Annotated in this window: 21 protein-coding genes; 5 read left to right on the forward strand and 16 right to left on the reverse strand. The window is 63.4% G+C overall.

The genetic code is table 11. The features are described 5' to 3' along the window. Nucleotides 1–70: 70 nt before the first annotated feature. The 14 genes from D7S89_RS23415 to D7S89_RS23480 form a co-directional block, all read right to left on the reverse strand. On the reverse strand, nucleotides 71–526 hold the full coding sequence (locus tag D7S89_RS23415; RefSeq protein ID WP_121281255.1) for a four-helix bundle copper-binding protein: 456 nt from the start codon (nucleotides 524–526) through the stop codon (nucleotides 71–73). A 226-nt stretch (nucleotides 527–752) separates the two neighbouring features. Next, a complete protein-coding gene (locus D7S89_RS23420) occupies nucleotides 753–1,622 on the reverse strand; it encodes an HvfC/BufC N-terminal domain-containing protein (protein ID WP_121281256.1) in 870 nt (289 codons plus the stop codon). Further along, nucleotides 1,606–2,487, reverse strand: coding sequence for an MNIO family bufferin maturase (gene bufB, locus D7S89_RS23425; RefSeq protein ID WP_121281257.1), 882 nt, complete (start codon nucleotides 2,485–2,487; stop codon nucleotides 1,606–1,608). The genes D7S89_RS23420 and bufB overlap by 17 nt, the downstream gene beginning before the upstream one ends. A 46-nt stretch (nucleotides 2,488–2,533) precedes the next feature. Continuing rightward, nucleotides 2,534–2,788 (reverse strand): BufA1 family periplasmic bufferin-type metallophore, encoded by a 255-nt coding sequence (locus D7S89_RS23430; RefSeq protein WP_121281258.1) that lies wholly within the window; start codon nucleotides 2,786–2,788, stop codon nucleotides 2,534–2,536. A gap of 361 nt (nucleotides 2,789–3,149) precedes the next feature. After that, a complete protein-coding gene (locus D7S89_RS23435) occupies nucleotides 3,150–4,370 on the reverse strand; it encodes an NRAMP family divalent metal transporter (protein ID WP_121281259.1) in 1,221 nt (406 codons plus the stop codon). A gap of 99 nt (nucleotides 4,371–4,469) precedes the next feature. After that, nucleotides 4,470–6,611, reverse strand: a complete 2,142-nt coding sequence (locus D7S89_RS23440; RefSeq protein ID WP_121281260.1) for an alpha-galactosidase — start codon at nucleotides 6,609–6,611, stop codon at nucleotides 4,470–4,472. Nucleotides 6,612–6,614: 3 nt separating this feature from the next. After that, nucleotides 6,615–7,466: a carbohydrate ABC transporter permease gene (locus D7S89_RS23445; protein WP_121281261.1), complete on the reverse strand. Its 852-nt coding sequence runs from the start codon at nucleotides 7,464–7,466 to the stop codon at nucleotides 6,615–6,617. Then, on the reverse strand, nucleotides 7,467–8,378 hold the full coding sequence (locus D7S89_RS23450) for a carbohydrate ABC transporter permease (protein ID WP_245983208.1): 912 nt from the start codon (nucleotides 8,376–8,378) through the stop codon (nucleotides 7,467–7,469). 41 nt (nucleotides 8,379–8,419) lie between these two features. Further along, nucleotides 8,420–9,661 (reverse strand): ABC transporter substrate-binding protein, encoded by a 1,242-nt coding sequence (locus D7S89_RS23455; RefSeq protein ID WP_121281263.1) that lies wholly within the window; start codon nucleotides 9,659–9,661, stop codon nucleotides 8,420–8,422. Continuing rightward, on the reverse strand, nucleotides 9,658–10,848 hold the full coding sequence (locus D7S89_RS23460) for an ABC transporter ATP-binding protein (protein ID WP_121281264.1): 1,191 nt from the start codon (nucleotides 10,846–10,848) through the stop codon (nucleotides 9,658–9,660). The genes D7S89_RS23455 and D7S89_RS23460 overlap by 4 nt, the downstream gene beginning before the upstream one ends. Before the next feature lie 72 nt (nucleotides 10,849–10,920). Next, nucleotides 10,921–12,882: a hypothetical protein gene (locus D7S89_RS23465; protein WP_147426751.1), complete on the reverse strand. Its 1,962-nt coding sequence runs from the start codon at nucleotides 12,880–12,882 to the stop codon at nucleotides 10,921–10,923. A 151-nt stretch (nucleotides 12,883–13,033) separates the two neighbouring features. Continuing rightward, nucleotides 13,034–14,074 carry a LacI family DNA-binding transcriptional regulator gene (locus D7S89_RS23470; RefSeq protein WP_121281266.1) on the reverse strand — a complete coding sequence of 347 codons (1,041 nt, stop codon included), beginning with the start codon at nucleotides 14,072–14,074 and terminating at the stop codon, nucleotides 13,034–13,036. 215 nt (nucleotides 14,075–14,289) lie between these two features. Continuing rightward, nucleotides 14,290–14,490: a hypothetical protein gene (locus D7S89_RS27595; protein ID WP_183085331.1), complete on the reverse strand. Its 201-nt coding sequence runs from the start codon at nucleotides 14,488–14,490 to the stop codon at nucleotides 14,290–14,292. A 25-nt stretch (nucleotides 14,491–14,515) separates the two neighbouring features. Further along, nucleotides 14,516–16,630: a TonB-dependent receptor gene (locus D7S89_RS23480; RefSeq protein ID WP_245983192.1), complete on the reverse strand. Its 2,115-nt coding sequence runs from the start codon at nucleotides 16,628–16,630 to the stop codon at nucleotides 14,516–14,518. Between the two features lie 255 nt (nucleotides 16,631–16,885). On the opposite strand from D7S89_RS23480, the gene hflK reads away from it, so the two are divergent. The 4 genes from hflK to D7S89_RS23500 are packed head-to-tail and all read left to right on the forward strand — an operon-like array spanning nucleotide 16,886 to nucleotide 22,865. After that, the gene (gene hflK, locus D7S89_RS23485) at nucleotides 16,886–18,784 is read left to right on the forward strand and encodes a protease modulator HflK (RefSeq protein ID WP_121281268.1); all 1,899 of its coding nucleotides are present in this window, start codon (nucleotides 16,886–16,888) and stop codon (nucleotides 18,782–18,784) included. A gap of 9 nt (nucleotides 18,785–18,793) precedes the next feature. Beyond that, nucleotides 18,794–19,843, forward strand: coding sequence for a protease modulator HflC (hflC, locus tag D7S89_RS23490; protein ID WP_121281269.1), 1,050 nt, complete (start codon nucleotides 18,794–18,796; stop codon nucleotides 19,841–19,843). After that, the gene (locus tag D7S89_RS23495) at nucleotides 19,840–20,889 is read left to right on the forward strand and encodes an SPFH domain-containing protein (protein ID WP_121281270.1); all 1,050 of its coding nucleotides are present in this window, start codon (nucleotides 19,840–19,842) and stop codon (nucleotides 20,887–20,889) included. The genes hflC and D7S89_RS23495 overlap by 4 nt, the downstream gene beginning before the upstream one ends. Continuing rightward, a complete protein-coding gene (locus D7S89_RS23500) occupies nucleotides 20,886–22,865 on the forward strand; it encodes a heavy metal translocating P-type ATPase (RefSeq protein ID WP_121281271.1) in 1,980 nt (659 codons plus the stop codon). The genes D7S89_RS23495 and D7S89_RS23500 overlap by 4 nt, the downstream gene beginning before the upstream one ends. Before the next feature lie 17 nt (nucleotides 22,866–22,882). On the opposite strand, the gene D7S89_RS23505 is transcribed toward D7S89_RS23500, so the two are convergent. Next, nucleotides 22,883–23,866, reverse strand: a complete 984-nt coding sequence (locus D7S89_RS23505) for a LysR family transcriptional regulator (RefSeq protein WP_121281272.1) — start codon at nucleotides 23,864–23,866, stop codon at nucleotides 22,883–22,885. A gap of 240 nt (nucleotides 23,867–24,106) precedes the next feature. Between D7S89_RS23505 and D7S89_RS23510 the strand changes: the two genes are divergently transcribed. Beyond that, nucleotides 24,107–25,237, forward strand: coding sequence for a branched-chain amino acid ABC transporter substrate-binding protein (locus tag D7S89_RS23510; protein WP_245983210.1), 1,131 nt, complete (start codon nucleotides 24,107–24,109; stop codon nucleotides 25,235–25,237). A 173-nt stretch (nucleotides 25,238–25,410) separates the two neighbouring features. On the opposite strand, the gene D7S89_RS27985 is transcribed toward D7S89_RS23510, so the two are convergent. Then, on the reverse strand, nucleotides 25,411–26,692 hold a 1,282-nt coding region (locus tag D7S89_RS27985), incomplete at its 5' end, for an autotransporter family protein (RefSeq protein WP_245983194.1).

Raw genomic sequence — 26,692 nt, forward strand, 5'->3', positions numbered from 1 at the left:
ATAAGTGCATAGCCTTCGCCCGGCCCCGTAGAAGTGTTTCGGCGATAGCGGGGCGAATACGTTGCCGCTATCAGGTCGCCAGCGCCGCCCGGCACTCTTTGGCGCACGCGCGGCATGATTCCATGCATGCTTTGCACGGCTCATGCTGGTCCGCATGCTTAGCGCACTCCGCCGCGCAATCGCTGCATGCATCCAGTGCGACCCTGGCAAGCGCCGGAACATGGGCCGAGTTCTGGTTGGCAAGCTGTTGCATCGCCGTGCAAAGGGAAAGCATTTGCGACACGCTGGTTGCGCAGGCGGCCAGGTCCTGGTTCCCGCTGCCCAGAAGACGGATGCAGTGGCTTACACAGGCTTGTCCCTTCGATACGCACACGCCCGCCGAATCGGCAAGCGCCTGGTAGTGACCGCCATGGTGCAGGTGAGAGGTTTCCGCGGGAGCGCTTTCCTGGGCCGAGACCCGTTCCATCGTGGCCAGTGCGGAAAGCGCCAGCAGCCCGGTACCGAATAGTGCGTCACGTCTGTCCATGTGAGAATCTCCAGAGAAAATTCACCGCAACGACAACACGTTCGAAGTCCCGCATTCGCAGCCGCGGGGGAGTGCGGCAGGAACCGCCAAATCCTAACATCAATGGAGCGCTGCTGAATTATTCCGGCTGTCGTTCGTGCCTGACGCATCAATATCAATGCATGGGTGCACAGGCGCTCCACGCATAGACGCAGCGACAATCAGCCAGCCGTCACGCGAACGCCCATCAGGCCGGCCGAGATGCCGTGCCTGCGGACGCGCCGGTAACCGCCGATGCCGCTATCCACGCGCGCCATTGAGTCGCGAAGTCGAATTGCGGATTGATCGCAAACGCAGCGTCGAGCGCTTCTGCCAGCGTGCGTCCTCGTTGTAGTGCGATGAAGGCCGTATGCGCGGCCTCTGAGTGGACGAGCACCGTGGGTTGCCACAGGGGACGCACGACGAGCGCCCATGCAGGTCCGTCGAGCCGCTGCGGGAAGACTCCGCCTGACTGATGCGCGAACCAGACGTCGGCAATCGCGTAGTCCGATGCAATGGCCACGCATGCCGGATGCACAGTGAGCCGCGCGTCGAGCAGGCGCTCATCGGCTAGTTCGAGCCATTGATGCGGCGTGAAAGGCGTGACATCGGCTGCGAAAGAAGCGTCGTGCAGCGCCCATTCGAGGCGGGCGACGTCCACAAAGTATCGAAAGCGCGAGTCGCGCTCATACTCGCCGACAAAGGCCGGCAACCTATCGCCAAAGCGATTGAGATCGCCGCTGCGTGACGGATGCTCACGCGCATACGCAAGCGACAGTGCATCGAACCACGCGTCGCCGCCCAGCGCGAGCAGCACGGGATACGCGTTCGCGAGCGCCGCGCGCCAGTGGGCGCGGACGTTGCCGCGGTACAGGCCGATGCGCTGGCGCAGGATCTCATCGGAACCGGCGGCTACGGGAGGCGGCGATTTACCTACCGCACCTTCGGCGGGCTGTGCGGCTGTGGCGCCGGAGACCGGCGATAACGGCTTGGCGAGTGCGAGCAGTGACGGCTCGCACCGCGGATCGTCGAGCGTCGTCGCGAAGATTTGGTGGACCGATTCAAACTGCACAGTCATCAGTCGCGTTCCCTCCCGGCCGTCTGCACGGGTAGACTCTGCTCTGCAAATCGCGCGCGAGCCGGGCTTCATCGATCAGCACGCTCAACGGCGGAATTGCCGTGTCCCATTCGATCAACGTCGGCACGTCGCCGAAGCGGCGCAGCGCATATTCATAGAGGTGCCAGACAGCCGGCGCGACGCGTGAGCCATGATCGTCGATGACGGCGGTTTCTGTGACACGATGGCCGGCCAGATGAATCTCGCCGACCACGCCGGGTGCCAGCTCGTTCATCGCCGCGATCGCGTCCTCGCCGTGATTGCACTGGTTCACGTACAGGTTGTTGACGTCGAGCAGCACGCCACATCCAGTGCGGCGCGCGAGTTCGGCGAGAAAGGCTGTCTCACCATAGCGGTCGCCGTCGAACCGTAGCCAGGTGGAAACATTTTCGAGCAGAATCGGCCGCCTGAGCACCTCCTGCACTTCGCCGACGCGCGCGCACAGCTGATCGAGCGCTGCGTCGGTCAGTGGCATCGGCAACAGGTCGTTCAGATGGCCGGCGGCAGTGGCAGACCAGCACAGGTGCTCGGAGACGACCTCCGGTTCGATGCGCTCGACCAGTCGCTTCAGCTTGCCTAGATGCCCCGCATCGAGCGGCGTGGCCGAGCCGAGCCCGAGGCCGACGCCGTGCAGGCTGACCGGCAGATCCCGCCGCACGCTGTCGAGCACGTGCAGGTCGTAACCGCCCTCGCCGAAATAATTTTCGCTGTGTACCTCGACCCAGTCGACCACAGGTGGCGAGGTAAGAAAATCGGCGTAGTGCGCATGGCGCAACCCGACCCCGACGCCGGACGGCGCACAAGCTGCCGGAACGGCGGCAATCATTCGAACTCCGGGATGTAGCAGCGATAGCCTCGTGACATGCTGCGTGTCAGGATTCGATCTTGCCGCCCAATTTTTCGCAGGTGCCTTTCGGTAAGGCCTTGAAATCTCCCTTGTCGTTGTCGACCTTGGCCTCGCCCGCACATCCGTGCACGCCGGTCTTACTTCCGCAGTCATTCTGGCCAGCCTTGGCGATGCCATAGCACGCCACCTTCTCTTCCGTCTGGGTAGCGGCGCTGGCTGTCGCAGCAATGCTGGCGAGTGCCACGGCAAGCAGGGCCTGCCGGTTGAATTTCGATTGCATCCTATTTCTCCAAGGTAGGGGCGGCATGTGGTTATCGATGGTGTCGGAGCTGGGCATCGCTCAGGTAACCTGCGCTCGCGAGCATTGAGCTGGCACAACGCCGTTTGCACACTTCTGCCGCCGCCAGAACGAGTATGACACGACGCTTTATAGACGCACTCGAGCAAGGTCCTACACGGCCATGGGGACAATCCCGCCGTATGCCGTCTACGAGCGTCCGGTACGCGGCTACTCAGCGGACGTTCGCCGCGACGGTCCGGACTGGGTCGAAATACGCCCGCCGAGCGCCGCACGGTCGCGAGTCCAACTCTTGCGATGCAGCAGAGACTGCCGGAATTAAGCACCCAATACGGATACTCGATCAAATGATGCCAGCAATGACGCCGACGAGGCCCGCCACGCAAACCACCATACACACCGGCACGAGCAGGCAAAGCGACGATCGGCGCAAGCGATAGGGCGCGGGCAAGGCCTTGACGGCCAACGTCACGAGAAAGCCGATGACGATCGGCAGCAGCAACGCATTCAAGGCTTGCGCGGCAATGTTGAGCCACACGAGGTTCGGTACATACCACACGACCGCGGCGCATCCTGCGATACACGCTGCGTAAACGCCGTAAAACCAGCGCGCCGAAAACGGATGCATTTCGAGCGACCGACGATAGCCGGTGACTTCGCCAAGCCCCCATGCCAACGCAAGCGACGCCACGACCGCAGCCACCATCGCTGCGCCGATCACGCCGACGCTGAAGAGCGGGGCGACATGCGGATTGCCCAGGACATCGGCCAATGTGAGGCTGATTTCGCCGACGCTCGTCAACGTGCGCGGCATGCCGCTGCTCGAGACGGTCGCGGCCATCGCGATCAACACGGCCCCCGTGAGCAACTGCGTGAGCACCGCACCGATCGCCGTATCGCGTCGCTCCGCACGGTATTGCTCGTCGGACAAGCCTTTTTCCACCACAGCCGCTTGCTGGTAAAAGATCATCCAGGGATTGAAGACGGCACCGATCAGTGCTGAGGCAAGATACAGAAACGACTTGTCCCGTACGGGAATGTCGACGGCATGCCGCAGCATGACTGCGGGATCAGGATGCGCCAGCCATGCCACGGCAAGGAAGGCCAGCGAGCACGCGCCGATCCACAGCGTCACGCGCTCTGCACGTCGATACGAACCCGTCGCAACGACGGCCATCAGTACCGCCACACTAAGCGGCAAGGTCACCACGCGCGATAGGCCATAGAGTTCACCGATGCCGGCAATGGCAGTGAGTTCGGTGATCAGCGAGCCGATCGTCGCGACGATGAGGCTACCGGCAGCGAGCCATGCCGCTCCCTTTCCGAAATGCTCCCTGACGAGTTCGCCGTAGCCGCGGCGTGTCGCGATGCCGAGTCGGACGGTCAGCTCCTGCACGACATAGAGCACCGGCGTCAGCAGCAACAGCAGCGGCAGCAGGCGATAGCCCCATTGCGCCCCGGCCTGAGCGGCCGTGACCACGTTGCCGGCATCGGTGTCGGCCAGCATGACGAGTAGTCCGCTGCCCAAGGCGGGTACTGCTCTGAACGAACGGGCGAGTTTCATAGGGTGTGCGCGTATCGCATGAGGGATGCCATCCGATCGACGGACGGCGAGCCCGCGATTGTATCGTCGATAGGCACCCGTCCTATCGACGATACGCGCTCACACGGCTCGACAGCTAATGACGGTAGCCGATTCCGGCGGCATCGGCGGCAACGGTATGCCCGATTCGCGCAGCGTCGCGCCGGTCAACACGACGCCATCGCCCGCCAACGACGTGAGCAAGTCGGTCTTCTTGACGAAATGCGGGGCGGCAGGCTGATGCAGTACCCGCACGAGATAGCGCCGCTCGTCGAGCAGGCCCTTCAGCGGCAACGCCGGCATGTAGCGCGCCGTGTCCTCGCGCTTGCGGTAGACGGCCACCAACGACGCGCTGCCATCGGCACTCGTGGCTTGCACCCAGGCGAGCGAATCGCCGAGATTGCCTTGCCGCAGCACGCCCTCGTGCACCACATGCCGCCACTGCTTGAACACGGCGATCCAGTAGGCGAGTTCGGCCGCTTCTTCCGTAGGCAAGGTACGCACATCCATTTCGATACCCAGATGCCCGAACAGCGCGACCGCGGCGCGAAACGCCAGCGCATGGCAGCGATGGGTCGTATGCGAGTGAAATGGCCCGATGTGCGCGCCCATCACCTCGGGCGGGAAGAAGCGTAGAAAGCCGCGCTGAATATCGATGCGTGTCAGCGCGTCGTTGCAGTCGCTGGTCCAGATGCGATGGGTATGTGCGAGTACGCCGTAGTCGGCACGTGAGCCACCTGACGCGCAGCTTTCGATCTCGACTGTCGGAAACGCCTCGCGCACACGCCCGATCAATCGATAGAACGCGAGCGTTTGGCGTCGATAAGCCGCGCGCCCGCCGTGCCCAGCCGCGGCGAGGTCGCGATTCATGTCCCACTTCAGATAGGCGATCGGCTGCTCGCTCAGCAAACGGGCCAGGCTGTCGAACAGATAATCGGTCACGGCCGCGTTGGCGAGATCGAGTACCAGCTGATGACGCCCCGTCACGACCGGGCGTCCGTCGAGCCGCAACACCCAATCGGGATGGGCGCGGTACAGGTCGCTATCGGGGTTGACCATTTCAGGCTCGACCCATAAGCCGAACTGCATGCCGAGGCGTTGCACATGGTCGACCAGCGGCACGAGGCCGTGCGGATAGTGGCGCGCATCGGGCCACCAATCGCCAAGCCCGGCGCGATCGTGATCGCGTCGATGAAACCAGCCGTCGTCGAGCACGAAGCGCTCGATGCCGAGTCGTGCCGCAGCGTCGGCCAGCGATTTCAGATCGTCGAGATCATGATTGCAATAGACGGCTTCCCAAGTATTCAGATGCACGGGCCTTGCCTTCATGCGCCCGTGCGGCCAGGCGAGCAGCCGCTTTCTGACGAAACGATGGAAGTGGGAAGCCAAGCCGTTCAACCCGTCGGTGCCGAACGACAAATACGCAGTGGGCGTGCGGTAGCGCTCGCCGTAGCCGAGCACGACCTCGCCGGGTGCGAGCCATTCGCCGATCTGCAACTGACGGCGACCGTCGTTCAACGGCTCGATCAATATCGTGTGGTTGCCGCTCCAGCCCAGATGCGCGCCGAGCACCGCACCCGTGTCGTCATCGAGCGCGGTGCCGACGATGACGCCAGGGAACGAATCGTTCGACGTGCGTCCGCGTCGGTTGTCTCGGCGCCAGGTGGCCACACCCAGTCGCTCCCGCGCCTCCTGGAATTCGAGCGTCCAGCGGCCCGTGAACCCAAGCACCTGATCCATGTCGGCCGGCAACGGCACGCACGCCGCCGCGAGCCAATCCACGCGAAACGGGACATCACCGCGGTTCTCGAGTTCAGCCCACGCGCTCACAACGTCGGATTCGGGATCGATCGCATAGCTTATGGTCAGGCCCAGCATCGCTGTTTTGTCTGCGAGCTTGAACACGATCGCGTGCGGCTCCCAGCAGACGTCTTCGAGGCAGAACGCATGCGCCCAGTCGAGATCTCCATGACCGGCAGGGCGGCCGCCCGCCAGGGCGGGCTGCTGGAACCACCCGAAGCCGTGCGTCGGCAAGACGGTCAGCACAGGGTCGCCGTCTAGCAGCGTAGGGGGATGCGGCCGAACACCCGCGATGGGCCAGGCGTGCTCGACATCATGCCGCCGCGCGCCGAAGTGACGCCATGCCGGCGGCATGCCGGCCGTCCGTTCGAACACGAGGCTGACGGTAGTGCCGTCGACGTGGATAAGCGATGTCTCGCTCATGCTTCAACCCTTGGTGGCACCCATCGTCAGGCCGGCGATGAAGTGCTTTTGTTTGAGGAAAAAAATGAAGACGGGGGGCAGCGCCGCCACGATCGAGCCTGCCGCGACGAGCTGCCATTGGGCGACCCACTGTCCGTTCAGTGCCTTCAAGCCAGCGGTTACGGGCATCGCGTGATCGCCTTCGATGAGCACGGTGGCCCAGAAATAGTCGTTCCAGACGAACGTGAAGACGAGCACCGATACCGCCGCAACGGCCGGCTGCACGAGCGGCAACACGACTTTGCGGAAAACGTCGAACTCGGTTGCACCGTCCATCCGTGCCGCTTCGATGAGCTCGCGGGGCAGCTCGAGGATGAAGTTGCGCATGAAGAAGGTACAGAAGCCGCTTTGGAATGCGACGTGAAACAGCACGAGACCGAGCACGGAGTCGTAGAGTCCCAGGCGCAAGCTCAACGCTCGCACCGGCACCATGAGGATCTGAAACGGGACGAAGTTGCCGCCGACGAACAGGAAGAACACCGGCAGATTCCATCGAAACCGATAGACGCCGAGTGCAAATCCCGACAGGCAACTGAGCGCCACGGCGCCTGCCGTGGCCGGTATGGCGATCAGCGCGCTATTGACCAGATAGCGCGCGAGCGGCGTGTCATGAAAGATGCTCGCGTAGTTGACGGCTGCATGCCACTGCGTCGGCACGCCCCAGTAGTTGGCTGCGAGGATGTCGGCGGGCCCGCGAATCGACGTCAGCGCGACGGCGATCAGCGGTAGCAGCCAGATCACGAGCGCAACGGGCAGGGCGATGCGATAGAGCCATTGTGTGGGCCGGGCGGCTTGCTGGATCGGTGTCGGGAACACTTAGTGCCGCTCCTGTTCTTGTCGATAGATGCGCACGATCACGAACGCGATGTAGACGAGCATGATCAGGAACAACACCGTTGCGATGGCCGAGCCGTACCCCATGCGATAGCCGTACTCGCTGAGCGCCTGCTCGTACATGTAGTAGGCGAGCACGCGCGAAGAACCGTACGGACCGCCTTGCGTCATGATCGACACCATGTCGAAGCTGCGCAGCGCCCCGACGACGGTCACCACGACGGCGACGAAGGTCGCAGGGCGCAATTGCGGCAGCACGACGCGCGTCAACATCGACCATCCTTTCGCCCCCTCTAGACGTGCCGCTTCGATGAGATCCGCACGGACGTTGTTGAGCCCAGTCAGATACAAAATCATGCAGTAGGCGATCTGCGGATAGAGACCGGCCACGACGATGCCGTAAGTCACATAGCGCTCGTCGGACAGCACCGCCACGCGGCCGATGCCGAACCAGTGGAGCACGTGAAACAGCAGGCCGTTGGCCGGGTCGTAAAACCAGCTGAAGACGAGCCCGATCACGGCCTGTGAAATGACGAACGGGAAGAAGAACAGCGACTTGACGGCACGCATCCCGAACACGGACTGGTTCAGAAACAGGGCGAGGAACAGGCCCGCGGGAATCGACAGCATGAAGCCCGCGAGCCAGATCACGTTGTTCTTCAACGCCGCGCGAAAATCGACGTCGCCGGCCAGCTCGATGTAATTGGCGAGGCCGACGAAACGCGCTTTGCCGAGCCCGTCCCACTCGTAGAAGCTCAAGGCGATCGACTGCACGATGGGTGCGAGCACATAGACGGCAAAGAGCACCAACGCCGGGGTCAGGAATAGCCAGGGCGCGATTGAGCGCTGATGACGCGCCCAAAACGATGCCCCGGAAGCGTTACGTTCGGTGATGGTCGTCTGCAAGGAGCCTCCGCAGCGGGACGTCGTGGCGATTATTTGTAAGCGTGCTCGCGCACTTGCTCCAGGCGAGCCAGCACATCGCTGCGCGTCTCGGGCTTGAGCATGTAGCGTTGAAAGCCGTCCATACCGGCTTTCGCCATTTCGGCGGGGGCATCGCGATCGAAGAACTGCGACAAGCCGTCAGCGTTCGCGAGCAGTGCGGCGCCAGCCTTCAGGTAAGGATCGGACGGCGGCGGCGCTTCGCGGTTGACCGGCAATTCCTCGGTCATGCGACCGAACCTTGCTTGCACGTCGGCTCGTGCCATATAAGCGAGAAAGCGCCGCGCGTCGGCCTTGTTTTTGGCGCCCGCGGGGATATGGATCGTCTCGATCGGCGCCTCCTCGGCATCCGGCACGCTCGCCGCGATCGACGGGAATGGCATGAAGCCGAGCTTGTCTTCGCCGAGCCCTGCCTGCTTCATCGGCGCGACGGCGAAGTTGCCCATCAGGTACATGGCTGCCTCGCCCTTTACCATCGCGGGCACGGCTTCCTCCCACGTGTAGGACGCGTGATCGGCGAGGAAGTAGCCGTGTTTCGTCAGATCGTCCCAGCGATCGAACACGGCTTGAACGCGCTTGTCCGTATAAGGCACCGTGCCGTTCGTCAGGTCCATATGAAACCGGTAGCCGTTCACGCGCAAGTCCAGATAATCGAACCACGCGGCGGTGGTCCAGGGCTGCTTCGTGCCGATCGCAAACGGCGTGATGCCATTGGCCTTCAACTTCGCGCATGCATCGAGCAGGGCGTTCCACGTCTTCGGTGGCTCGATGCCGAGTTTGGCAAAGAGGTCCTTTCGATAGTAGATGCCCCATTGATAGTAGACGTAGGGCACGCCCCATTTCTTGCCGTCGATCGTCGTCGCCTGTGCCGCCGATTTCAATTTTTCGTCGAGACCGTTATGGCTCCAGACATCCGATACGTCGTCGAACAAGCCGGCCTTGACGAATGGCGTCATACGGTGACCGGGGTACCACGTCACGATGTCGGGAGGATCGGCAGTCAGGAAGTTGCGGATCGAGGTCTTGTAGCCCTCGTGATCGAACGTGTTGACCTTGACGTGCACATCCGGGTTGTCGGCTTCGAAGCCCTCGACGGCCTGCGTGAACGCCGCCTTGACGGCCGTATCCGAGGTGTCGGTATTGATGACGAGCGTGCCTGCCATCGCCTGCAAGGCGAACGTCGTCATGAAAATGGCGGGTAGCGCGCGTTGGGCGATGTGTAGTCGTAGGTTCATACTGCTTCCTCACTGGTTGACGTCTTTGTTCGTTGTGTTGTGAAGCCGGGCATCGTGGGCGAGACACCTTCGATGCAGCGCACGAGCGCATTACCCTTGTCGTCGAACGCGTGCAGCGACTGCGGCGCCAGCACGACGGGCAGGCGTTGGCCAGGCCGAACGTTAGCTGCGCCTGGCAGCTTCATGATCCACAGCGCCTGCGCGCTGTCGCCTTGCAGATAAACATAGGTGGCATCGCCGAGCCGTTCTTGCCACCGTACCTCGCGCACCACGTACTGGCTGTCGGTGCTCGCGCCCGCGTCCTCCGGGCGCACACCCAGCGTGAGCGGCGCGCCGGGCGGCAGATGGCCGGCCTCGACCGCCACATCGAGTAATTCGCCGCTGGGCAGGCGGACGCGGGCCAGACGCTCGCGCGCATCGACAAGCTCGGCCGCAATGAAGTTCATCGTCGGAGAACCGATGAAGCCTGCGACGAATCGATTGCGCGGATGGTGATAGAGCTCGAGCGGCGATCCGCATTGGGCCAGGCTGCCTTGCTCCCGTAGCGCGTCGCCCGAGTTCAACAGGACGATCCGGTCGGCGAGGGTCATGGCTTCGACCTGATCGTGCGTGACGTAGATCGTCGAGGCTCGCGCGATGCGCTGGTGGACTCTCGCAATCTCGTGCCGGGTCTGTACGCGCAGCGCGGCGTCGAGATTCGACAGCGGTTCGTCGAACAGGAACACACCCGGCTCGCGCACGATCGCCCGCCCGATGGCGACGCGCTGCCGCTGTCCACCCGAGAGCGCCTTCGGCAGTCGATCGAGCAGCGTCTCCAGTTGCAGCGAGCGTGCCGCCGCAAGGACCTTCTCGTGAATCACGGCCTTATCGACCTTGGCGAGCGTCAAGCCGAACGACAGGTTTTCATAGACCGTCATGTGAGGGAACAAGGCGTAGCTCTGAAACACCATCGCTACGCCGCGTCGTGCGGCCGGCACGCTGTTCATCGGTTTGCCGTCGATGAGCAACTCGCCGCTCGTGATGTCTTCCAGCCCCGCGATCATGCGTAGCAGCGTCGACTTGCCGCAGCCCGATGCACCCAGCAGGACGCAGAACTCGCCCGGCGCCACGTCGAGATCGACGTCCTGCACGACCGGCCGCGTGCGTCCGTAAGCCTTTGAAACCTTTCGCATGACTACGCTTGCCATCTATGTCTCCTCCTATGCCGTCTTTAGCGGCTTGGAGGCGGCCGATCGTGCACCGCCTCCGTTACATGCCTCTCAGTCTGGCAGACCGTTGAGCAGCTCCGCCGGTGCTTGAGCGCTGTCGTACGTGAGTGCCACGATCTTCGCAATGTGCTGGCTTGCCGATGTACCGACCGGGATCGAGATCGTCGGCGACGAGCACGTATAGCCGGGCGAATTCGTCTGCGTCGCCGAGTAGTAATTCGTACTCGTCGTGCCGTCGTCGTAAGTGATGTTGATGGCACAGGACGTAGCGGCGATCGCAGCCGGGAAGTGCGGCGTCCAGGTCAGCGAGCCCGAGTAGCCCGTGACTTGCCACGGCTTCGTACTGGTGAAGGCGAGCTGGATCGCGGAGCCGTTCGTGCTGTCCACCTTCTTGACCGTGATGTCCACCGGCAGCGTGTAGGAACCGTTTGCGCCATTGCTGTACAGCGGGACATGGTGGACCGTCAGGTAGTTGCTCGTGCCGAAGTTCGACGGCAAACGCGGCAGCGTCGTAAAGCTGTTGTGCACGCCGTCGAAGTCGAGACCGATGATCTTCGTGATCGTGTCGGCGATCATCACGAACGGCACCTCCGGATAGGTCCGCGCATAGCCGTCGGAGGCGGTGTTGGCGTTGGTCACCTGCGTGTTGGCCAGCCGGCGCAGCCACTTCCACCCATCGTCGTAACGGCTGACGGAGCCATCGCCCACGTTGAAGAACGCGCTCGGCAGATAGGTGAAGCTTTCGATGCCAGGCGTGTAGTTGTGGTTGTTGTTCGTGTACTTGGTTTCCGCGTTGCTGTCGATGAAGTCGGCCTGATTTTCCGCGTTTTGCCAGTACGTCACGACGTTCTTGTAAAGCGGAAAGATATTCGGCTCTTCGACGTAACCGTCGACGTACGACAAGCCCGACGCGTTAGCGGTCGTATAGACGGTGCCCTGCGTCCCGACGAGCGCGGCGTAGAGGTGGCTGCCGCCCCACCAGTGCGAATTGAAGTTGGCTTGCAGCGTCGAGCAGCGATTGGCGTACTGCGGCTGCGTCGTCGGATCAAGCAGGAATTCCGGGCGCTGCGCAAGCTGGCAGTAGTAGGCCACCTCGGTTGCCGCTGAATCGGCGCCGAGGAAAATATCGTCACCGCTCGGGATGAACTGCCTTTCGACGGGGTCGTACGCGAACTCGTTGTACGTACCCGTTTCGCCCGTTTGATTGCGGGACAGCCGGAATCCGTCGGCGTTCTGGTAGGGCTGGTTGTTGTAGTAAGTATTGGTCCAGTACTGGTTGTTGATGTAGTCGATGTAGTTCTTGAGCGGCGTGGCGACGAGTGCCTGATCGCCGGTCAGCTTATAGAGCGTCATGAGGCTTTGGCCGATTTCGAACACGGCCGGCTGTTCGTCTCGCTGCTCGTACGCCTTGCCGTTCGTGCCGAACGCCCAATAGGGCATGCCGAGGCCGGAGTTCTGGTGCAGGTTCTCGGCAAAATGCTGGGCCATGTTGAGGTTCTGCGCCGAATACCCCATGTAGTAGGCACCGGTCAGATAGTGGGCGAAATCGCGCGAGTAGTAGGCGCAGCGGTTCGCAATGCTGGCCAGGTAGCCGTTCCCGCCGTTCGCGAGCGCCGCATCCATCGAGGACTGACTGCAATCGACCGGATTGCCGAAGGGATCGGTAGCGGTATCCGTGCTCCAGCCCTGGCTACTGAGCCAGCTGTAATTGGCGTCGGAGAAGACGAGCTTCGTCGCTTCGTTGACCGATGCGTTGAAGCCATCAGCCAGGTTGGCTTGATCGGTTGCCGTCGGAGCAGGCTCGTTCGAGGTCGCGTAGATGAGATTCTGGTTGACGGGTGCCGCGGTCTTCGCGCTGGCGGCAAAGTTGGCGACGGCCGCCGATGGATTGCTCGTGCTGTTGCCGCAGCCGGCGAGTCCCAGCTCCAGCAGGGCAAGCATGCCTACGCCCCAATAACGGTGACGTGGGTGAAGCAGCGGATGATGTGACGTGGCATTGCGTGAAGCGCTCATCTGAATCTCCTTTGGTAAAAGGGAAACTCATTGCCAAAAACGTTAAATAAGGACTGCGAACTACATAGATAGTTACTACCCCTGCATCGTGAACTTTCGTTTTCTCATGTCGTAGTGACGGCACCGGGTGCCGCGCATGTTACCCGGGTGTTCAGCGCAGATGCGCGCCGCAGGACTGCCTGACGATCAACGGCGCGACTTCCATGACGCTGGTTTCTTCCGGTGGGCCGCCCCCGATGACGCGCAGCAGTGTTGCGGCGGCGTCATTTCCCTCTTTGAACGGGTCGGTGCGCATGGTCGTGAGGGCAGGGCAGGCGAAGGCGGCGAGCGGAATGTCGTCGTAACCGACGACCGCGACGTCTTCGGGCGTGCGCAGCCCTGCTTCACGCAGCGCGGCGAGCGCGCCGAACGCGATCGTGTCGTTGCCGGCGAACAGCGCTGTCATGCCAGGTGCGCGCTCGAGCATCGCTCGCATCGCTTCGTAGCCGCTTTGTGCGCTGTAATTGCCATAGCCGATCCAGCCCGCGCGCTCGCCGATGCCATGTTCTTCGAGCGCCTGTCGATATCCGAGCAGGCGGTCGCGCACGACTTGATAGTCGTCGGAAGCGAAGCCGATATGCGCAATTCGCTCATGGCCCAAGCCGATCAGGTGCGCGGTGGCCCGTCGCGCTGCTTCGCGGTTGTCGACGCCGATGCGGCAAATGCCGTGCTGCTCGGGCAGGTTCGATCCGAATACGACGAGCGGAAAGCCGTTGCCTGCCAGCTCGTAAAGGTAGGCTTCATCGATATGGCGCGGGTTCAGCACGATGAGGCCGTCGATGCGTCCGCTATCGACGAGGTCGACGAACGCCCCAGGTCGGTTCGACTCCGCGACAGGTTCTAGAAGAACCTTGTATCCGCTGGTGTGACACGTCAGACTCAGCCCGGCGACGAAGCGGGGGATATAGGCATCGACATCGATGTGAACGTGGTCGCCGTGCGGCAACAGCAGGGCGACGGTCTTGGTCGCCCCGGTGACGAGCGAGCGCGCCAGCGCGTTGGGCACATAGCCGAGTTGCCGCGCCGCCATGAGGACGCGTTCGCGTGTTTCCTCGCTGATGCCCATGCCTGGCACCTCGTTGAGCACGAAGGACACCGTCGTACGCGATACGCCGGCGAGCTTGGCAACTTGAGTGCTGGTGACGCGGGTCATGGATTTCCAGGCAAGCGAACTAACTCGCGTTAGTTCGTCGTTAAAAAATATGTCAGCGCTTGACGGTGATACTCGCTGACACCTGTTAGTTTATTGCCGATGGACGCGCTGTCAAGCCGATGCGGCATGAGTAGTTTCCCTAGCCGTAGCGACCTGTATTCGGAACGGGCAGGAGCTGCGATCGAGGCGATTTCCTGAACTGCCCTCGGGTTTGGTTAAGTCTCCAACGGCTGCTGGCCCGCGGGCTCGTCAATCCACATTGAAATGCACGCGCACATCCTGCCGGCTTTCGACTGGGTGGCGACGTACGCGCGATCGAATGTAATCGGCAGCGCGACAACAGCCAACACCGACAACGGATAGACGACCCAACCGCCCAGGAGAAGCGCATCGGTGAAGCTAGTCCGGGCGTTCATGGCTCACCTTCCTCGTATCAGAGACTTAGAACTGCTTGGTCACGCCGGCATAGATCGCACGGCGAGGGCCGAATTGCGGCGCCCCGACGCCGACACCCGACCCGTCCCTCAACTCATACACCCGGCCGAACGCATTGACGAGCACGACGCGCGCGTCGAACTTGCCGATCATCGGCTCGTCGAAGTGCTGCTTCACGCCGACGTTGAGCTGCGCGTACCAAGGCAGCCTGTCGGTATTCGCGAAGCCACGGCGCAGGCCACTGCCGACGATCGCATCGGCCGTCAGCGTGGTCCGCGCGATCGTGTACGCACCGCCGAACGAGCTCGTGATGCGCTGGTCGTGGTCGAGGTAGACCCAGTGATTCGCGATGTAGGCGAGCTCATCGGGACTGAAGTTGAACTGGGCCGATTCGATGTCCTTGCCTTGCGCGTTGCTGTAAGCCACGTTCAGATAAGCCGACACGTTGTCGTGCTTGTAGTTCGCAGTGAACTCCAGGCCATACGTGTGCCCCTCGCGATAGTTGAACGGCGTGAAGATCAGCGCGGTGCCGAACTGCCCTTCGTCGAGCAGGTCCGTCGACTTCTTGTAGTACGCATCGAGCCCGACCGTGAGCGCAGAGGTGATGCGCTGTGTTACGCCGATGTCGAAGTAGTGGCTGCGTTCCGGCTTGACCGGATCGTTCTGCGAAGACGGGCTTTGATTCGTCGTGCCGTTGAACAGGTTGACTGTCGAATTGGAAACGAGCTCGAACGGCGGCGGCGTGAAATAGCGCGCATAGCCTGCATGCAGCGTCGTGGCGTTCGTCAATGCGTAGACGAGGCCGATGCGCGGGCTCAGTTGCCCGGCCTGCACGTATTCGTCCATGCGGTCGTAACGCAAGCCGTAGTTCAGCGTGAGCTTGTCCGTCAGCTTCCATTCATCCTGCGCATAGAGGCTGTACAGATAGCCGGTCTTGCTGCTCGAATCGTTGATCGTGAACGGTTGGTCGGACAGCTGGTTGCCCGACGCATCGGTCGCGAACACGGCCACGCTGTTGTCGAAGACGGCATGCTCCTGCTCGAACATGGCGCCCGCGCGCAGCGTGTGCTTGTCGTTGAGGCGGTACGTCGTGTCGGCCTGCACGCCGTTCGCCTGATTGCTGTGGAAATCGTTCGATGCCACGCCGTTGAAGATCAGATCGCCGGTCGGATCGGGATTGAACTTCGTGCGCGTATAGCGCGTGAACAACGCGACCTGATAGTCGAGCGCGGCACCGTTCGTCCCTTGCAGCGCCAGCACGGCGAAGTTCGTCAGTTCGGCCTGGGATTCGTCGAGGCGGGCGGAATCGAACGACGCGCTGCCGTTCAGCGTAAACGCGCCCGGCAGCCCAGGCGTGTTGGGGATCTCGAACCGGTTGCTCGTGGCGCCGAACATGAGCCCGATGCGCGTGAGCGGATTGATCAGATACGACAGATAGCCGAATCCGCTGCCTTGCCGCGTGTGGTCGTGAAGCGGATTGCCGTTGGAGGTGGGCGCCTCGATGCCGAGATTGTTTTCGCCGAGCGTGCCGGCGAAGTAATAGCTGAGCGGCCCGCTCGAGCCGAAGACATCGGCGGTGGTTTTAATCGTCTCATGGCTGCCGCCGTAGACATCGATCGAGCCGCCGTTGCCTGTATTGCCGGACTTCGTGCGGATGTCGACGACACCTGCCGTGCGATAGCCGTACTGCGCCGGCAATGCGCCCGTCACGAGATCGACCTGATCGATGATGCGCGTATCGAGCGATTGCCCGAAGCCGCTGATCGGCTCGGGAATGATGATGCCATTCAGGCGGTATTGCAGATTCGCGTGCTCGCCGCGCACATGCAGCTGGCCGAACGAATCGTTCGCTACGCCGGGCGCCTGCAGCAAAACCTGATTGAGCGGCGTGTCGGCGCCTTGCGGCAACGCATCGATGTCGGTTTGAGAAAACCGGTAGACGCTGCTGCCCACGTCAGGCGAGAGCCCGTTGCGCGCTCGATCGAGCCGTTGTGCCTGAACCGTAACTGTTTCGAGCTCGACAGGGGGTAACGAGGCATCACTTGTGTCCGCGGCGAACACGTGGGTGCAAAACAATTGGCCGATGAGCAAGGCGCTGGTGCGTGGTATCAGGCGGTTCATTTTTTTCTCAACGCAACGATATAACGTATCTTTCACAAAAGCCCCGAGGGGAACGAAAGCTCTGCCGCCGTCAATGGCGGCGCAATGATATAACATATCATTTATGCATCACAAGTCGCACCTGCGCACCACCACCTTGAGTTTCACCCGTCGACGGGCTACATTCGGCTCCCACATTGCCATGATGGCTGGCCGGATCGATGCGGCTCGGACATACGGCTTTCACTATTCAAACAAGGCAAACAAGAGGGCGCGATGTCATATCTCGCGGGTCGCGAAAGCGATGACGTGCGGCCGGAATCCGTGGGCCTCGCCTGGATCGGCTCCATTGCCGCAGGGCTCGCCGCCGCGTTCGCGTTCCTGAGCGCGGTGCCCGGGCTCCCTGTCGACGTTCGCTGGTATGCGCCGCTCGCAAGTGCCTGGCTAGACTTGTTCATCGTGGCGAACAGCGCTCGTCTCGTGCTTCGAGGACCGGCCAGGCCTGCTCGTCAGCGCAATTGGCGCATGCTGGTTCGTACGCTATGGCACAGCATGCGGCGCCGACGAAGCGGGGCGATCGTGCTCGTCGTCATGCGCGTGATCCCCTGGGAGCCCTGGGGAATCGTCACCTGCGCACTTGCATCCGTTGCGGCGACCGCTTCGGTGTGGCAGCCGATCGCGCCTGCCACGCTGATCCGCGCGATGGTGTCACCGGTGCCGCTCGCCAGCAACGCGGTAGTGCTGCTGACGCTCGCGTTCCTCACGCTGATTGCCGAGCGCTATCACGACGCGAAGGCAGATCGTTCAGCGGCCGCGGCTTCACTTGCCCGCCTGTTGCGCGTCGTCTTGCTGACTACGCTCGTCGCGGCGGCCTCGGCCGCGTGGCTGCTGTATGCGGGAACGACACCCGACTGGCTGCTGCATGCTAGCGCGCTGTTCAGTGGGGCGATCGCCGTCGAGCTCGCAGTGCGCGCCGCTTTGCTGTGGTTTGCTCCGCCCGCGAGACGAACCGGCGCCACGCGCGTCGCGAGCAGCGCGATCGCCAGCATCGTGCGTTGGCAGCCGTCGCCGATCACCGCGCTCGGTGACGCGCTGCGCACGCAATACGGCATCGATTTGCGGCAGAACTGGGTCCTGCAAACCGTCGTGCGCTTGTTGCCGATGGCGGTGGCCGCCGTCGTCGTAGGCGGGTGGCTGCTCACGTCCGTATCGATACTGGGGCCGAACGAGCGCGCGGTCTACGAGCGCTTCGGCAAACCGGTCGCGGTCTGGCAGAGCGGTCCTCACGTGGGGTTGCCCTGGCCCTTCGGCAAGGCGCGCCCCGTCGACAACGGAGCAGTCCATCAACTGATCGTCTCGGGCAATGCCGACAACAGCAGCGTAACCGGCCCGACGGTGCCGGCCGACGGCAGCACGCCCGATCAACTGAATCGCCTCTGGGACATCGCCCATCCCTGGGAAACCACGCAGGTCATTGCCGGCGCGAGCGGTGGGCAACAGAACTTCCAGATCGTCAATGCCGACGTGCGGCTCGACTATCGCGTGGGAACGGCGGACGCCGACGCGCGCGCGGCACTGTATCGCGCGGACGACCTAGAAGGCATGGTGCGCTCGATCGCCAACCGCGAGGTTGTCCATTACCTGGCTTCGCATACGCTCGAATCGCTGCTGGAGACAAGGCAGACGGTCATGGCGGACGCCGTGCGCCGTGCGGTTCAGCAGCGGCTCGACCAACTCGGGGCCGGTGTCGACGTGTTGGCGGTCGTGATCGAAAGTATTCATCCGCCCGCAGGGGCCGCGGCAGCCTATCACGGCGTCCAGGCAGCACAAGTTCGCGCGCAGGCGAGCGTGGCCAAAGCACAGGCCTATGCGGCGGGCGAGCTCGGCGACGCGCAGCGAGAGGCGCTGGAAGACGTAGGGCAAGCGGGGGGGCGGGCCGCCGAAACGCTCGCCCGCGCGCAGGCACAACAGATCGAGTTCGACGCCGATGTCGGCGCATCGCGCCTTGGCGGCCCGGCGTTCGCGCTCGAGTACTACCTGCGTCACCTCCAAAATGGGCTTCGTCATGCACAACTCACCGTCATCGACGACAGACTCGCCTCGGGCGGCCGCGCGACGCTCGATCTTCGTTCCTATCCGACCGGCGACCTGGCCGGCATTCAGCGCAACAAGTGAGCCGATATCGTGAGTCTTTTCCATTCGCATGCTCATGACCATGAACATCACGGTCACGGAAGCCATCGGCACGAGCATCACGGCGCGCCGCAGCCTCCCGGGCGCTTCTATCTGCGCGTGACCCTGGCGCTGCTGTGCGTCGTCGTCGCTGCCGCAGTGGCGAGTCTCGTGCAGGTCGGCGCAGGCCAGGCCACGGTCATCACGCGCTTCGGACAACCGGTGCGCATCCTGCTCGAGCCCGGCCTCGCTTGGCGGCTGCCCGCGCCGATCGAGGCAGCGATGCCGGTCGACCTGCGTCTGCATACCACGTCGAGCGGCCTGCAGGATGTCGGCACGCGCGACGGCCTGCGCGTCATCGTGCAAGCGTATGTCGCATGGCGCGTCGATGCCGAGCCGAACGATGTCGTGCACTTCGTAAAAGCCGTTCGCAACGAGCCCGACGAAGCCGCGCGTCAAATCCGTTCGTTGGTGGGTTCCGCCTTGCAGACGACGTCGGCCGGTTTCGACCTGTCCTCGCTCGTCAACACGGACCCTTCACAGGTCAAGATCGCGCAATTCGAAGATGCGCTGCGCCGGCAAGTCGATGCGCAATTGCATGCCGCCTATGGGGCTCACGTGGTGCAGGTCGGCCTCGAGCGGCTCACGTTGCCGGCCGTGACGCTCTCCGCGACGGTCGAGCGCATGAGTGCCGAGCGCGAGACCGTGGCCGCGCAACGCATGGCGGACGGCAAACGCGAGGCCGCGCAGATCCGCTCCGATGCCGATCGTGAGGCGCGCGTGCAGATCGCCGACGCGACGGTCAAAGCAGCCGACATCGAAGCGCAATCGCGCAAGGATGCCGCCGAGATCTACGGCAAGACGTATGCCGGCAATCCCCAGCTTTACACCATGCTGCGTTCGCTCGATACGCTCGATTCCATCGTCAACGGCAACACCAACCTGATTCTGCGAACGGATGCGGCACCGTTCAGCGCACTCGTGCGCGGACCTGCCGGTGCCGACACGGGCGCGGCCCCGGCAGCCTCGTCTTCGCCCAAACGCGGCAGGCATGCGCCATGACACGCCGCGATATGACTGCTTCGCTTGGCCCTACCGCACAGGCGGTGCGCTTGTCGTTCTGGTTCGTTGCCGCCATTGCCGCACTGGCGGCCTGCGCCTGGGCGTTTTCGAACGTGCGCCGCATTCCGGCCGAGAGTCGTGCCGTGGTCATGCGCTTCGGTGCGTTCGTGCGCACGCAAGACGCCGGCTTGCTGATCGCCTGGCCTAGGCCGTTCGAAACGGTGCAACTCGTCCCCGGCAGCGCGAGCGTGCTTGCCTTGCCGATCCAATCGCTACAACGCGACGTGCGAGCACGGGCGGCCGATCCGGCTCCTGCAAGCGAGAAGGTTCTGCCGGACGCCTTGGCCGGCTCCGGTTATGTGCTGACTGGCGACAACGGAGTCGTGCAGCTCAGCGCGACGTTGTACTACCGCGTCGTCGATCCGTATGCCTACATGTTGCAGCGGGACCGGCTCGACGCCGCGCTTGAACGCATTGTGTCCGCATCGGCCGTGGACGTCGCCGCCAAGCGCGAGCTCGATGCGATTCTCGTCGCGCGGCCCGAACAACTCGCTTCCGATCAGACGATGGCGCTCAAGCGCGAGCAATTGCGCGACGATCTCGCGAGTGAGGTAGAGCGTCATCTGACCGCGCTCGAGGCAGGGCATGCGGGCCTTGGTGTGGAAGTCGTGCGTGTCGATTTGCAGACGGCGTTTCCGGCAGCCGCCATGAATGCCTTCAATTCGGTGCTGACGTCGCTGCAAGACGCGCAGCGCGGCATTGCCGACGCGCGGACCTTCGCTGAACGGCGGCGTCAGGAGGCAGCACAGGATGCCGATCGCATCCTCGAGGACGCAAGGGCAAGCGCGGCCGAACGTCTCGCGGCAGCGCAGGCGAGCACCGCCGATATCCGGCAGTTCGTGCAGACGCAGCAGGGCCATGACGATCCGGGCCTCGTCGCTCGCCTGTATCGGGACCGCATGCAGCAAATTCTCTCGAAGGCGCGCGTGACGACTATCGATCCGCGCGATACGTCGAGCCTGATCCTGCCAGGAAACGCCAAATGAACACCAGGTCTGAACCGATCGATGTCGAATTGGGCGCGGACGAGGCAGAGGTTCAGCCTTCTCATGCGTCGTCGATCTCGCTGTCGGCCGACGAGCAACGGGCCGCGACGCGGCAGATCGCGATCGCGCTAGCGGCCGGCGGCCTGCTCGTGCTGTCGATGCTGTGGCGCTATCTGAACCAGGACAGTGAGGCGATTTCGCAGATGCTGGCGGGACTCGCTTCGCTGATCGTCGCAGGGCCTGTCTTCGTGGGGGCGTGGCGCAGCCTCGCATCGCCGAGCCTGCATGGCGTGACCGACCGTCTGATCGCGTTGGCGATGTTGGCCGCATGGGCCACCGGCGACATGACGACGGCCGCGTTGCTGCCGATCGTCATGACACTCGGCCACGCGCTGGAGGAGCGCAGCGTATTGGGATCGCAGGAAGCGATCCGCGCGCTGGGCCGTCTGACCGACACCAGGGTGCGCCGTGTCGGACCGGCGGGGCAGGTCGAGGAAGTGCCGTTCTCGTCACTGCGAGTCGACGACATCGTGGAAGTCGTGCCCGGTGCACGCATCCCGGCCGATGGCATCGTGCGGCACGGCCTGTCGAGTGTCGATAACGGGCCGATTACAGGCGAATCGGTGCCAGTCGACGTTCAAGCGCAAAGTACCGTATTCGGCGGAGCAATGAATCTCGACGGCCCGCTGCGCATCGAGGTCACGCAGGTCGGCAAGCAGTCGACGCTCGGCAAGATCATCGAGCTCATGCAACGCGCCGAACGGGCCAAGCCGCCCGTGACGCAGGTCCTCGAGCGCTATATGGGCGGCTATCTGGCGCTCGTGCTGCTGATCGCCGCGATCGTCTGGTTCACGTCGTCCAATGCCATGGCGATGCTGGCCGTGATCGTAGCAGCGTGTCCGTGCGCGCTCGTGCTTGCGGCGCCCGCCACGGCCATTGCCGGAATCGCCGTGGGCGCGCGGCACGGCATCTTGTTCAGGAGCGCCGCATTCCTCGACAAGCTGGCCGAAATCGACTCGCTCGTGATCGACAAGACCGGCACGCTGACGTACGGCGAGTTGCGCGTCTCCAACGTGCTGCTGCAACCGGGGGCCGACCTCGAACAGGTCGTGTGGCTCGCGGCGCGGCTCGGCGAAAGCAGTGCGCATCCTGTGAGCCGCGCCCTCGTGCGCTATGCGGACGAAAGCGCGACGCACCCGGTCGACAAGACACCTTTCGAGCGAACGCGAGAGTTGCGCGGCTTAGGCGTGCTCGGCGAGACGCCGCACGGCATGGCTGTGCTGGGGCGTCATGCGCTGCTCGCCGAACACATCGCTGCGTTGCCTGCGCCGCCCGAGTCGACACGTGGGCCTTCGGTGGGGTTGGCGCTGAACGGTCAGCTATTGGCGTGGTTCGAGTTTGCCGACACGTTGCGTGCCGAAGCTCCCGAAGCGCTGGCCAGTCTGCGCGAAGTCGGGCTCAGACGGCAGGCGCTGCTGACCGGCGATCGCGCTTCGGTGGCCGACGAACTGGCCGCGCGGGTTGGGATCGAGCGCGTGGTGTCGCAGGCGCTGCCGCACGACAAGCTCGACTTCGTGATGCACGAGATGGAAGCCGGATATCATCCGCTCGTGGTCGGCGACGGCCTCAACGACTTGCTCGCGATCAAGGCTGGCGCAACGAGCATCGCAATGGGCGAGCGCGGCATCGACATCGCGGTCGCTTCCGCCGACGTGGTACTGCTCAGTGATGACTTGCGGCGTATTGCCACCTGCGTCCGGCTCGGGCGGCGTTGCCGCCGCACGGCAACGATCAATGCCGCGATCGGTCTTGGGTGGACCGTCGCCGTGATCGCGTTGGCCGCGATCGGTGTGCTCGGCGCGGTGTCCGTCGCGCTGCTGCACAACCTGGGAACCTTCATCGTGATCGCCAACGCGGGCAAGCTGCTGCGTATCGACGAAGACGAGATGTCGCAGGCACCTCGTCGACAGCGTTAGCGCAGAGGCGGGCGCCGTCAAAACCCGACGCGGCGACTCGCTTTCTCACGCGCGCTTGCCACCTTCGACTTAGCGGACGACGTGCGCCGCGCGGGTAGCCGATCCCACGGCGGCTCGTCGCCGAGTTCGTCGATCAGGTAGTCGACGAACCGCCGCACCTTCAGCGGAATATGACGCGCGCTCGGATAGACGGCCTGAATCGTGAGCTCCGACGTACGATACGTCGGCAACAGCGCGACCAATTCGCCGCGCGCGATCGGTTCGCCGAACACGAATGTCGGGCCATAAGCCACGCCGGCGCCGGCGAGAGCGGCCGACAGCAACATCTGCGTATTGTTGGCCGCCATCCGGCAGGGCCCGTCGATCACGTGTACGCGCTGTTTCGAATCGATCAGCGTCCAGTCGCCGACCGACACGGCGTCGCTGAATGCGAGACGCGGTACGCCTTGCAGATCGTCGGGGGTGCGTATCGCCCCATGTCTGGCGAGAAACTCGGGCGAGGCGCACACGACCATTCGACACGGCGCGATGCGGCGCACGACCAGTTCGGAATCGGGCAGGCGCCCGATCCGAATCGCCACGTCCACACCGGTGTCGAGCAGGTCGACGTAACGATCGCTGAGCGACACCTCGACGTTGACGTTCGGATGATGTTCCAGATAACGCGCCACGACACCGCCGAGATGCATCGCGCCGAACGCGACGGGCACGGCGATTCGCAGTATGCCGCGCGCCGTATGGTGCGCATCGCTGGCGTCCCGATCCGCTTCGTCGAGCGCGTCGAGAATGCGTTTGCAGCGTTCGTAGTAGCCGTGCCCGGCATCGGTCAGCGTCAAGCGGCGCGTCGTCCGTTGCAATAACCGCGCGCTCAGTTGCGCTTCGAGCGCGCTCACGTGTTTTCCGGCCATCGCCGCCGATAGCCCGAAACGCCGCGCCGCGCCCGCCAGGCTACCTTCCTCCACGGCGGCGACGAAGATCCCGATGCTCGTCAATCTATCCATGCTCGCTCCGATTCGATAGCGGATTATCGATGACTTCGGCAAGCCTTACCGTTTCTCGAATATCCTCTCTCTTTCGGCCAAGTTGTTGCCGATCGCTGGCATGCGTACAATTCCGTCCTATTAGATGCGCGACGCGCCCATCAGTTTGGACGGTTTCCCTAGCAAGTCCCTTGATGCGTATTAGAAAACGCGTTTCACCTTTAGGAGATTGAGTAGATGGAACAAAAAGCCAAAGTCAAAATGCTCAGGCAGATGCTGATCGGCGCGACGGCAATCATGTCGGTCGCCGCGGCAACGGATGCAATGGCTGATCAAACGGTGAAGATCGGCAGCGTTGAGCCTTTGACGGGTGGGATCGCCCACCTCGGCAAGGACAATGAAAACGGCGCACGCCTCGCGGTCGAGGAAATCAACGCGAAGGGGCTCACGATCGGCGGCCAGAAGATCACGCTGCAACTCGAAGGGCTCGACGACGCAGCCGACCCGCGTACCGCGACCCAGGTTGCGCAGAAGCTCGTCGACGACAAGGTCGTCGCGGTCATCGGCCACCTGAACTCGGGCACCTCGATCCCGGCCTCGAAGATCTACAGCGATGCGGGCATCGTCCAGATCTCGCCGGCAGCGACCAACCCGGCCTACACGCAACAGGGCTTCAAGACGACCTACCGCGTCGTCGCGACTGACGCGCAGCAGGGCCCGGCGCTCGCAGCATACGCGCAATCGAAGGGCCTCAAGAGCCTCGCCATCGTCGACGATTCGACCGCTTACGGCCAGGGCCTCGCGAACGAGTTCGAGAAGAAGGCGAAAGCGCTCGGCCTGAAGGTGGTGTCGCACGACGCGACCAACGACAAGGCCGTCGACTTCCGCGCGATTCTGACGAAGATCAAGGGTGAGAACCCCGACGCGATCATGTTCGGCGGCATGGATGCAACGGGCGGCCCGTTCGCGAAGCAAGCGAAGCAGCTCGGCCTGCGGGCGAAGATCCTGGCGGGCGACGGTGTCTGCACGGAGCAGTTGTCCGACCTCGCTGGCGCGGCTTCCGAAAACGTCGTGTGCTCGCAAGCAGGCGCGGCGATGGAGAAGATGCCGGGCAGCGCAGCGTTCGTGACCAAATACCAGCAGCGTTTCGGCCAGGGTGTGAAGTTCAATGCACCGTTCGCCTATGACTCGGTGTACATCCTCGTGGACGCCATGAAGCGTGCGAACTCGACCGATCCGGCGAAGATCCTCGCTGCCATGCCGGCGACGGACTACAAGGGCGTGATCGGCGAAACGACCTTCGACTCGAAGGGCGATCTGAAGCACGGCGTGATTTCGCTGTACGGCTATAAGAGCGGCAAGAAGACCTTCCTCGACGAAGTCAAGATGTAACTGCGTCGCTCGTCGAGCCGGGCCTGCATCGATTTTGCTGGCCCGGCGATTGCCCAGCAGGAAAGGGAAGGGCGCTGCCGAAGCGAACGATTCCGCTTATGGCAGCGCTTGTACCCGTGTTTGTACCCGCGCTTGTGCCCGTTACTGGCCTACCGCATTACCCCATCATCCGATCACCAAGCCCAGCGTACGCCGGCGTTGCCGGTCACCGTCCGCTGATGATCGCCGCCCAGGTTCGTCAAGTAGCTGACGGTCAAGAATGCGCTGCCGTGCTTCGTGAGCTTCGCGACGACACCCGCATCGACTTGCCCCATCGTCTGTCCGACGTGCGTGCCGATCATGGTGCCGTCGCCGTACGTCGTCTGGTTGTCACTACCGAATTCGCGCAGCAAGTTCAGGCGCACGTAAGGCTGCAACGTCGTGCCGATCACATCATAGTGGCCGGCCAGACGCGCACCCAAGCGTCCAATCAAGCTACTGCCGTGGTCGAACGTGACGTTCGAAATCCCGTCGTTGAAGTCGTTGATCGTGTTGTACTGCCAGATCAACTGGAGCTGCGGCTCGAGCGTCAGCCCGTAACCGATCGCGAACGGCAAGCCGCCTTCGACGGAAGCGGTCAGCGCCTTGCCGTGCGTCGACGTGTTGACCCCGTCGCGCGATGACGGACTGATGACCAGCGAACTGCCCATCACGACCGCATCGCTATACCATCCGCCCGGGCCGACGTGCGTCCAATAGCCGCCCACGCTGTAGGCGTCCATCGCCAGTTCGCCGACCGCCGCGTTCGGCACGCCGCCTGCAAAGCCCGTGACGTCGCCCGTGGCACGGGCAAAGCCGAGGAAGAAGCCGTAGTGATTGCGATGTCCGCTGGCGCTCGTATCGGCGTAGATGTCGTGACCGACCTGCATGCCCGTCACGGAGCCGTCGAATTCGGGGCTGACATCGCCGCTCTGCGACAGCACGGTATGGCCGCCCCATACGCGCCCCCATGCCGCGGGCAGGGTGCCGTCTTCGGTCAACAGCGATTGATCGCCTTGCCGCATGTGAAAGTTGTCGACCTGCAATCTGCCGAGCAGGCGGGCCACCGCGGGAATTTCCGCATAAATCGGCACTTCGGCACGGTACAGCGGGGTGGCATCGCCCACGCCGGATCCGCTGCCGGCACCAGCGCCCGCTCCAGCTCCAGCGCCTGCGCCCGCACCTATGCCTTGATTGATGGCGGTATCGCGCAAATACCAGTTCTGCAAAGTATCGGCACCCGTGACCCCGCCTCGCGTCAGGTAGTACTGGTACGCACCGGCCTTCATCGTCCCACCGGCCAGCTGAAATGCGCCGACATTGGTCGTCGCACCATTGGCGGCTTGAACGACCTCGATGCCGTTGCTCGTGATCGCGGCCCCCGTGCCGCCGACGTTCGTGATGGCCAGCGTCGTGGAGCCCGTCGCGCTCCCGCCA

The organism is Trinickia fusca, from assembly GCF_003628145.1.
Taxonomy (GTDB): domain Bacteria; phylum Pseudomonadota; class Gammaproteobacteria; order Burkholderiales; family Burkholderiaceae; genus Trinickia; species Trinickia fusca.

Coding starts and splice junctions, on each gene's coding strand:
- D7S89_RS23415 (WP_121281255.1), bottom strand. CDS start 526: ATGGACAGACGTGACGCACTATTCGGTACCGGGCTGCTGGCGCTTTCC.
- D7S89_RS23420 (WP_121281256.1), bottom strand. CDS start 1,622: ATGACTGTGCAGTTTGAATCGGTCCACCAAATCTTCGCGACGACGCTC.
- bufB (WP_121281257.1), bottom strand. CDS start 2,487: ATGATTGCCGCCGTTCCGGCAGCTTGTGCGCCGTCCGGCGTCGGGGTC.
- D7S89_RS23430 (WP_121281258.1), bottom strand. CDS start 2,788: ATGCAATCGAAATTCAACCGGCAGGCCCTGCTTGCCGTGGCACTCGCC.
- D7S89_RS23435 (WP_121281259.1), bottom strand. CDS start 4,370: ATGAAACTCGCCCGTTCGTTCAGAGCAGTACCCGCCTTGGGCAGCGGA.
- D7S89_RS23440 (WP_121281260.1), bottom strand. CDS start 6,611: ATGAGCGAGACATCGCTTATCCACGTCGACGGCACTACCGTCAGCCTC.
- D7S89_RS23455 (WP_121281263.1), bottom strand. CDS start 9,661: ATGAACCTACGACTACACATCGCCCAACGCGCGCTACCCGCCATTTTC.
- D7S89_RS23460 (WP_121281264.1), bottom strand. CDS start 10,848: ATGGCAAGCGTAGTCATGCGAAAGGTTTCAAAGGCTTACGGACGCACG.
- D7S89_RS23465 (WP_147426751.1), bottom strand. CDS start 12,882: ATGAGCGCTTCACGCAATGCCACGTCACATCATCCGCTGCTTCACCCA.
- D7S89_RS23470 (WP_121281266.1), bottom strand. CDS start 14,074: ATGACCCGCGTCACCAGCACTCAAGTTGCCAAGCTCGCCGGCGTATCG.
- D7S89_RS27595 (WP_183085331.1), bottom strand. CDS start 14,490: ATGAACGCCCGGACTAGCTTCACCGATGCGCTTCTCCTGGGCGGTTGG.
- D7S89_RS23480 (WP_245983192.1), bottom strand. CDS start 16,630: ATGAACCGCCTGATACCACGCACCAGCGCCTTGCTCATCGGCCAATTG.
- hflK (WP_121281268.1), top strand. CDS start 16,886: ATGTCATATCTCGCGGGTCGCGAAAGCGATGACGTGCGGCCGGAATCC.
- D7S89_RS23495 (WP_121281270.1), top strand. CDS start 19,840: ATGACACGCCGCGATATGACTGCTTCGCTTGGCCCTACCGCACAGGCG.
- D7S89_RS23500 (WP_121281271.1), top strand. CDS start 20,886: ATGAACACCAGGTCTGAACCGATCGATGTCGAATTGGGCGCGGACGAG.
- D7S89_RS23505 (WP_121281272.1), bottom strand. CDS start 23,866: ATGGATAGATTGACGAGCATCGGGATCTTCGTCGCCGCCGTGGAGGAA.
- D7S89_RS23510 (WP_245983210.1), top strand. CDS start 24,107: ATGCTCAGGCAGATGCTGATCGGCGCGACGGCAATCATGTCGGTCGCC.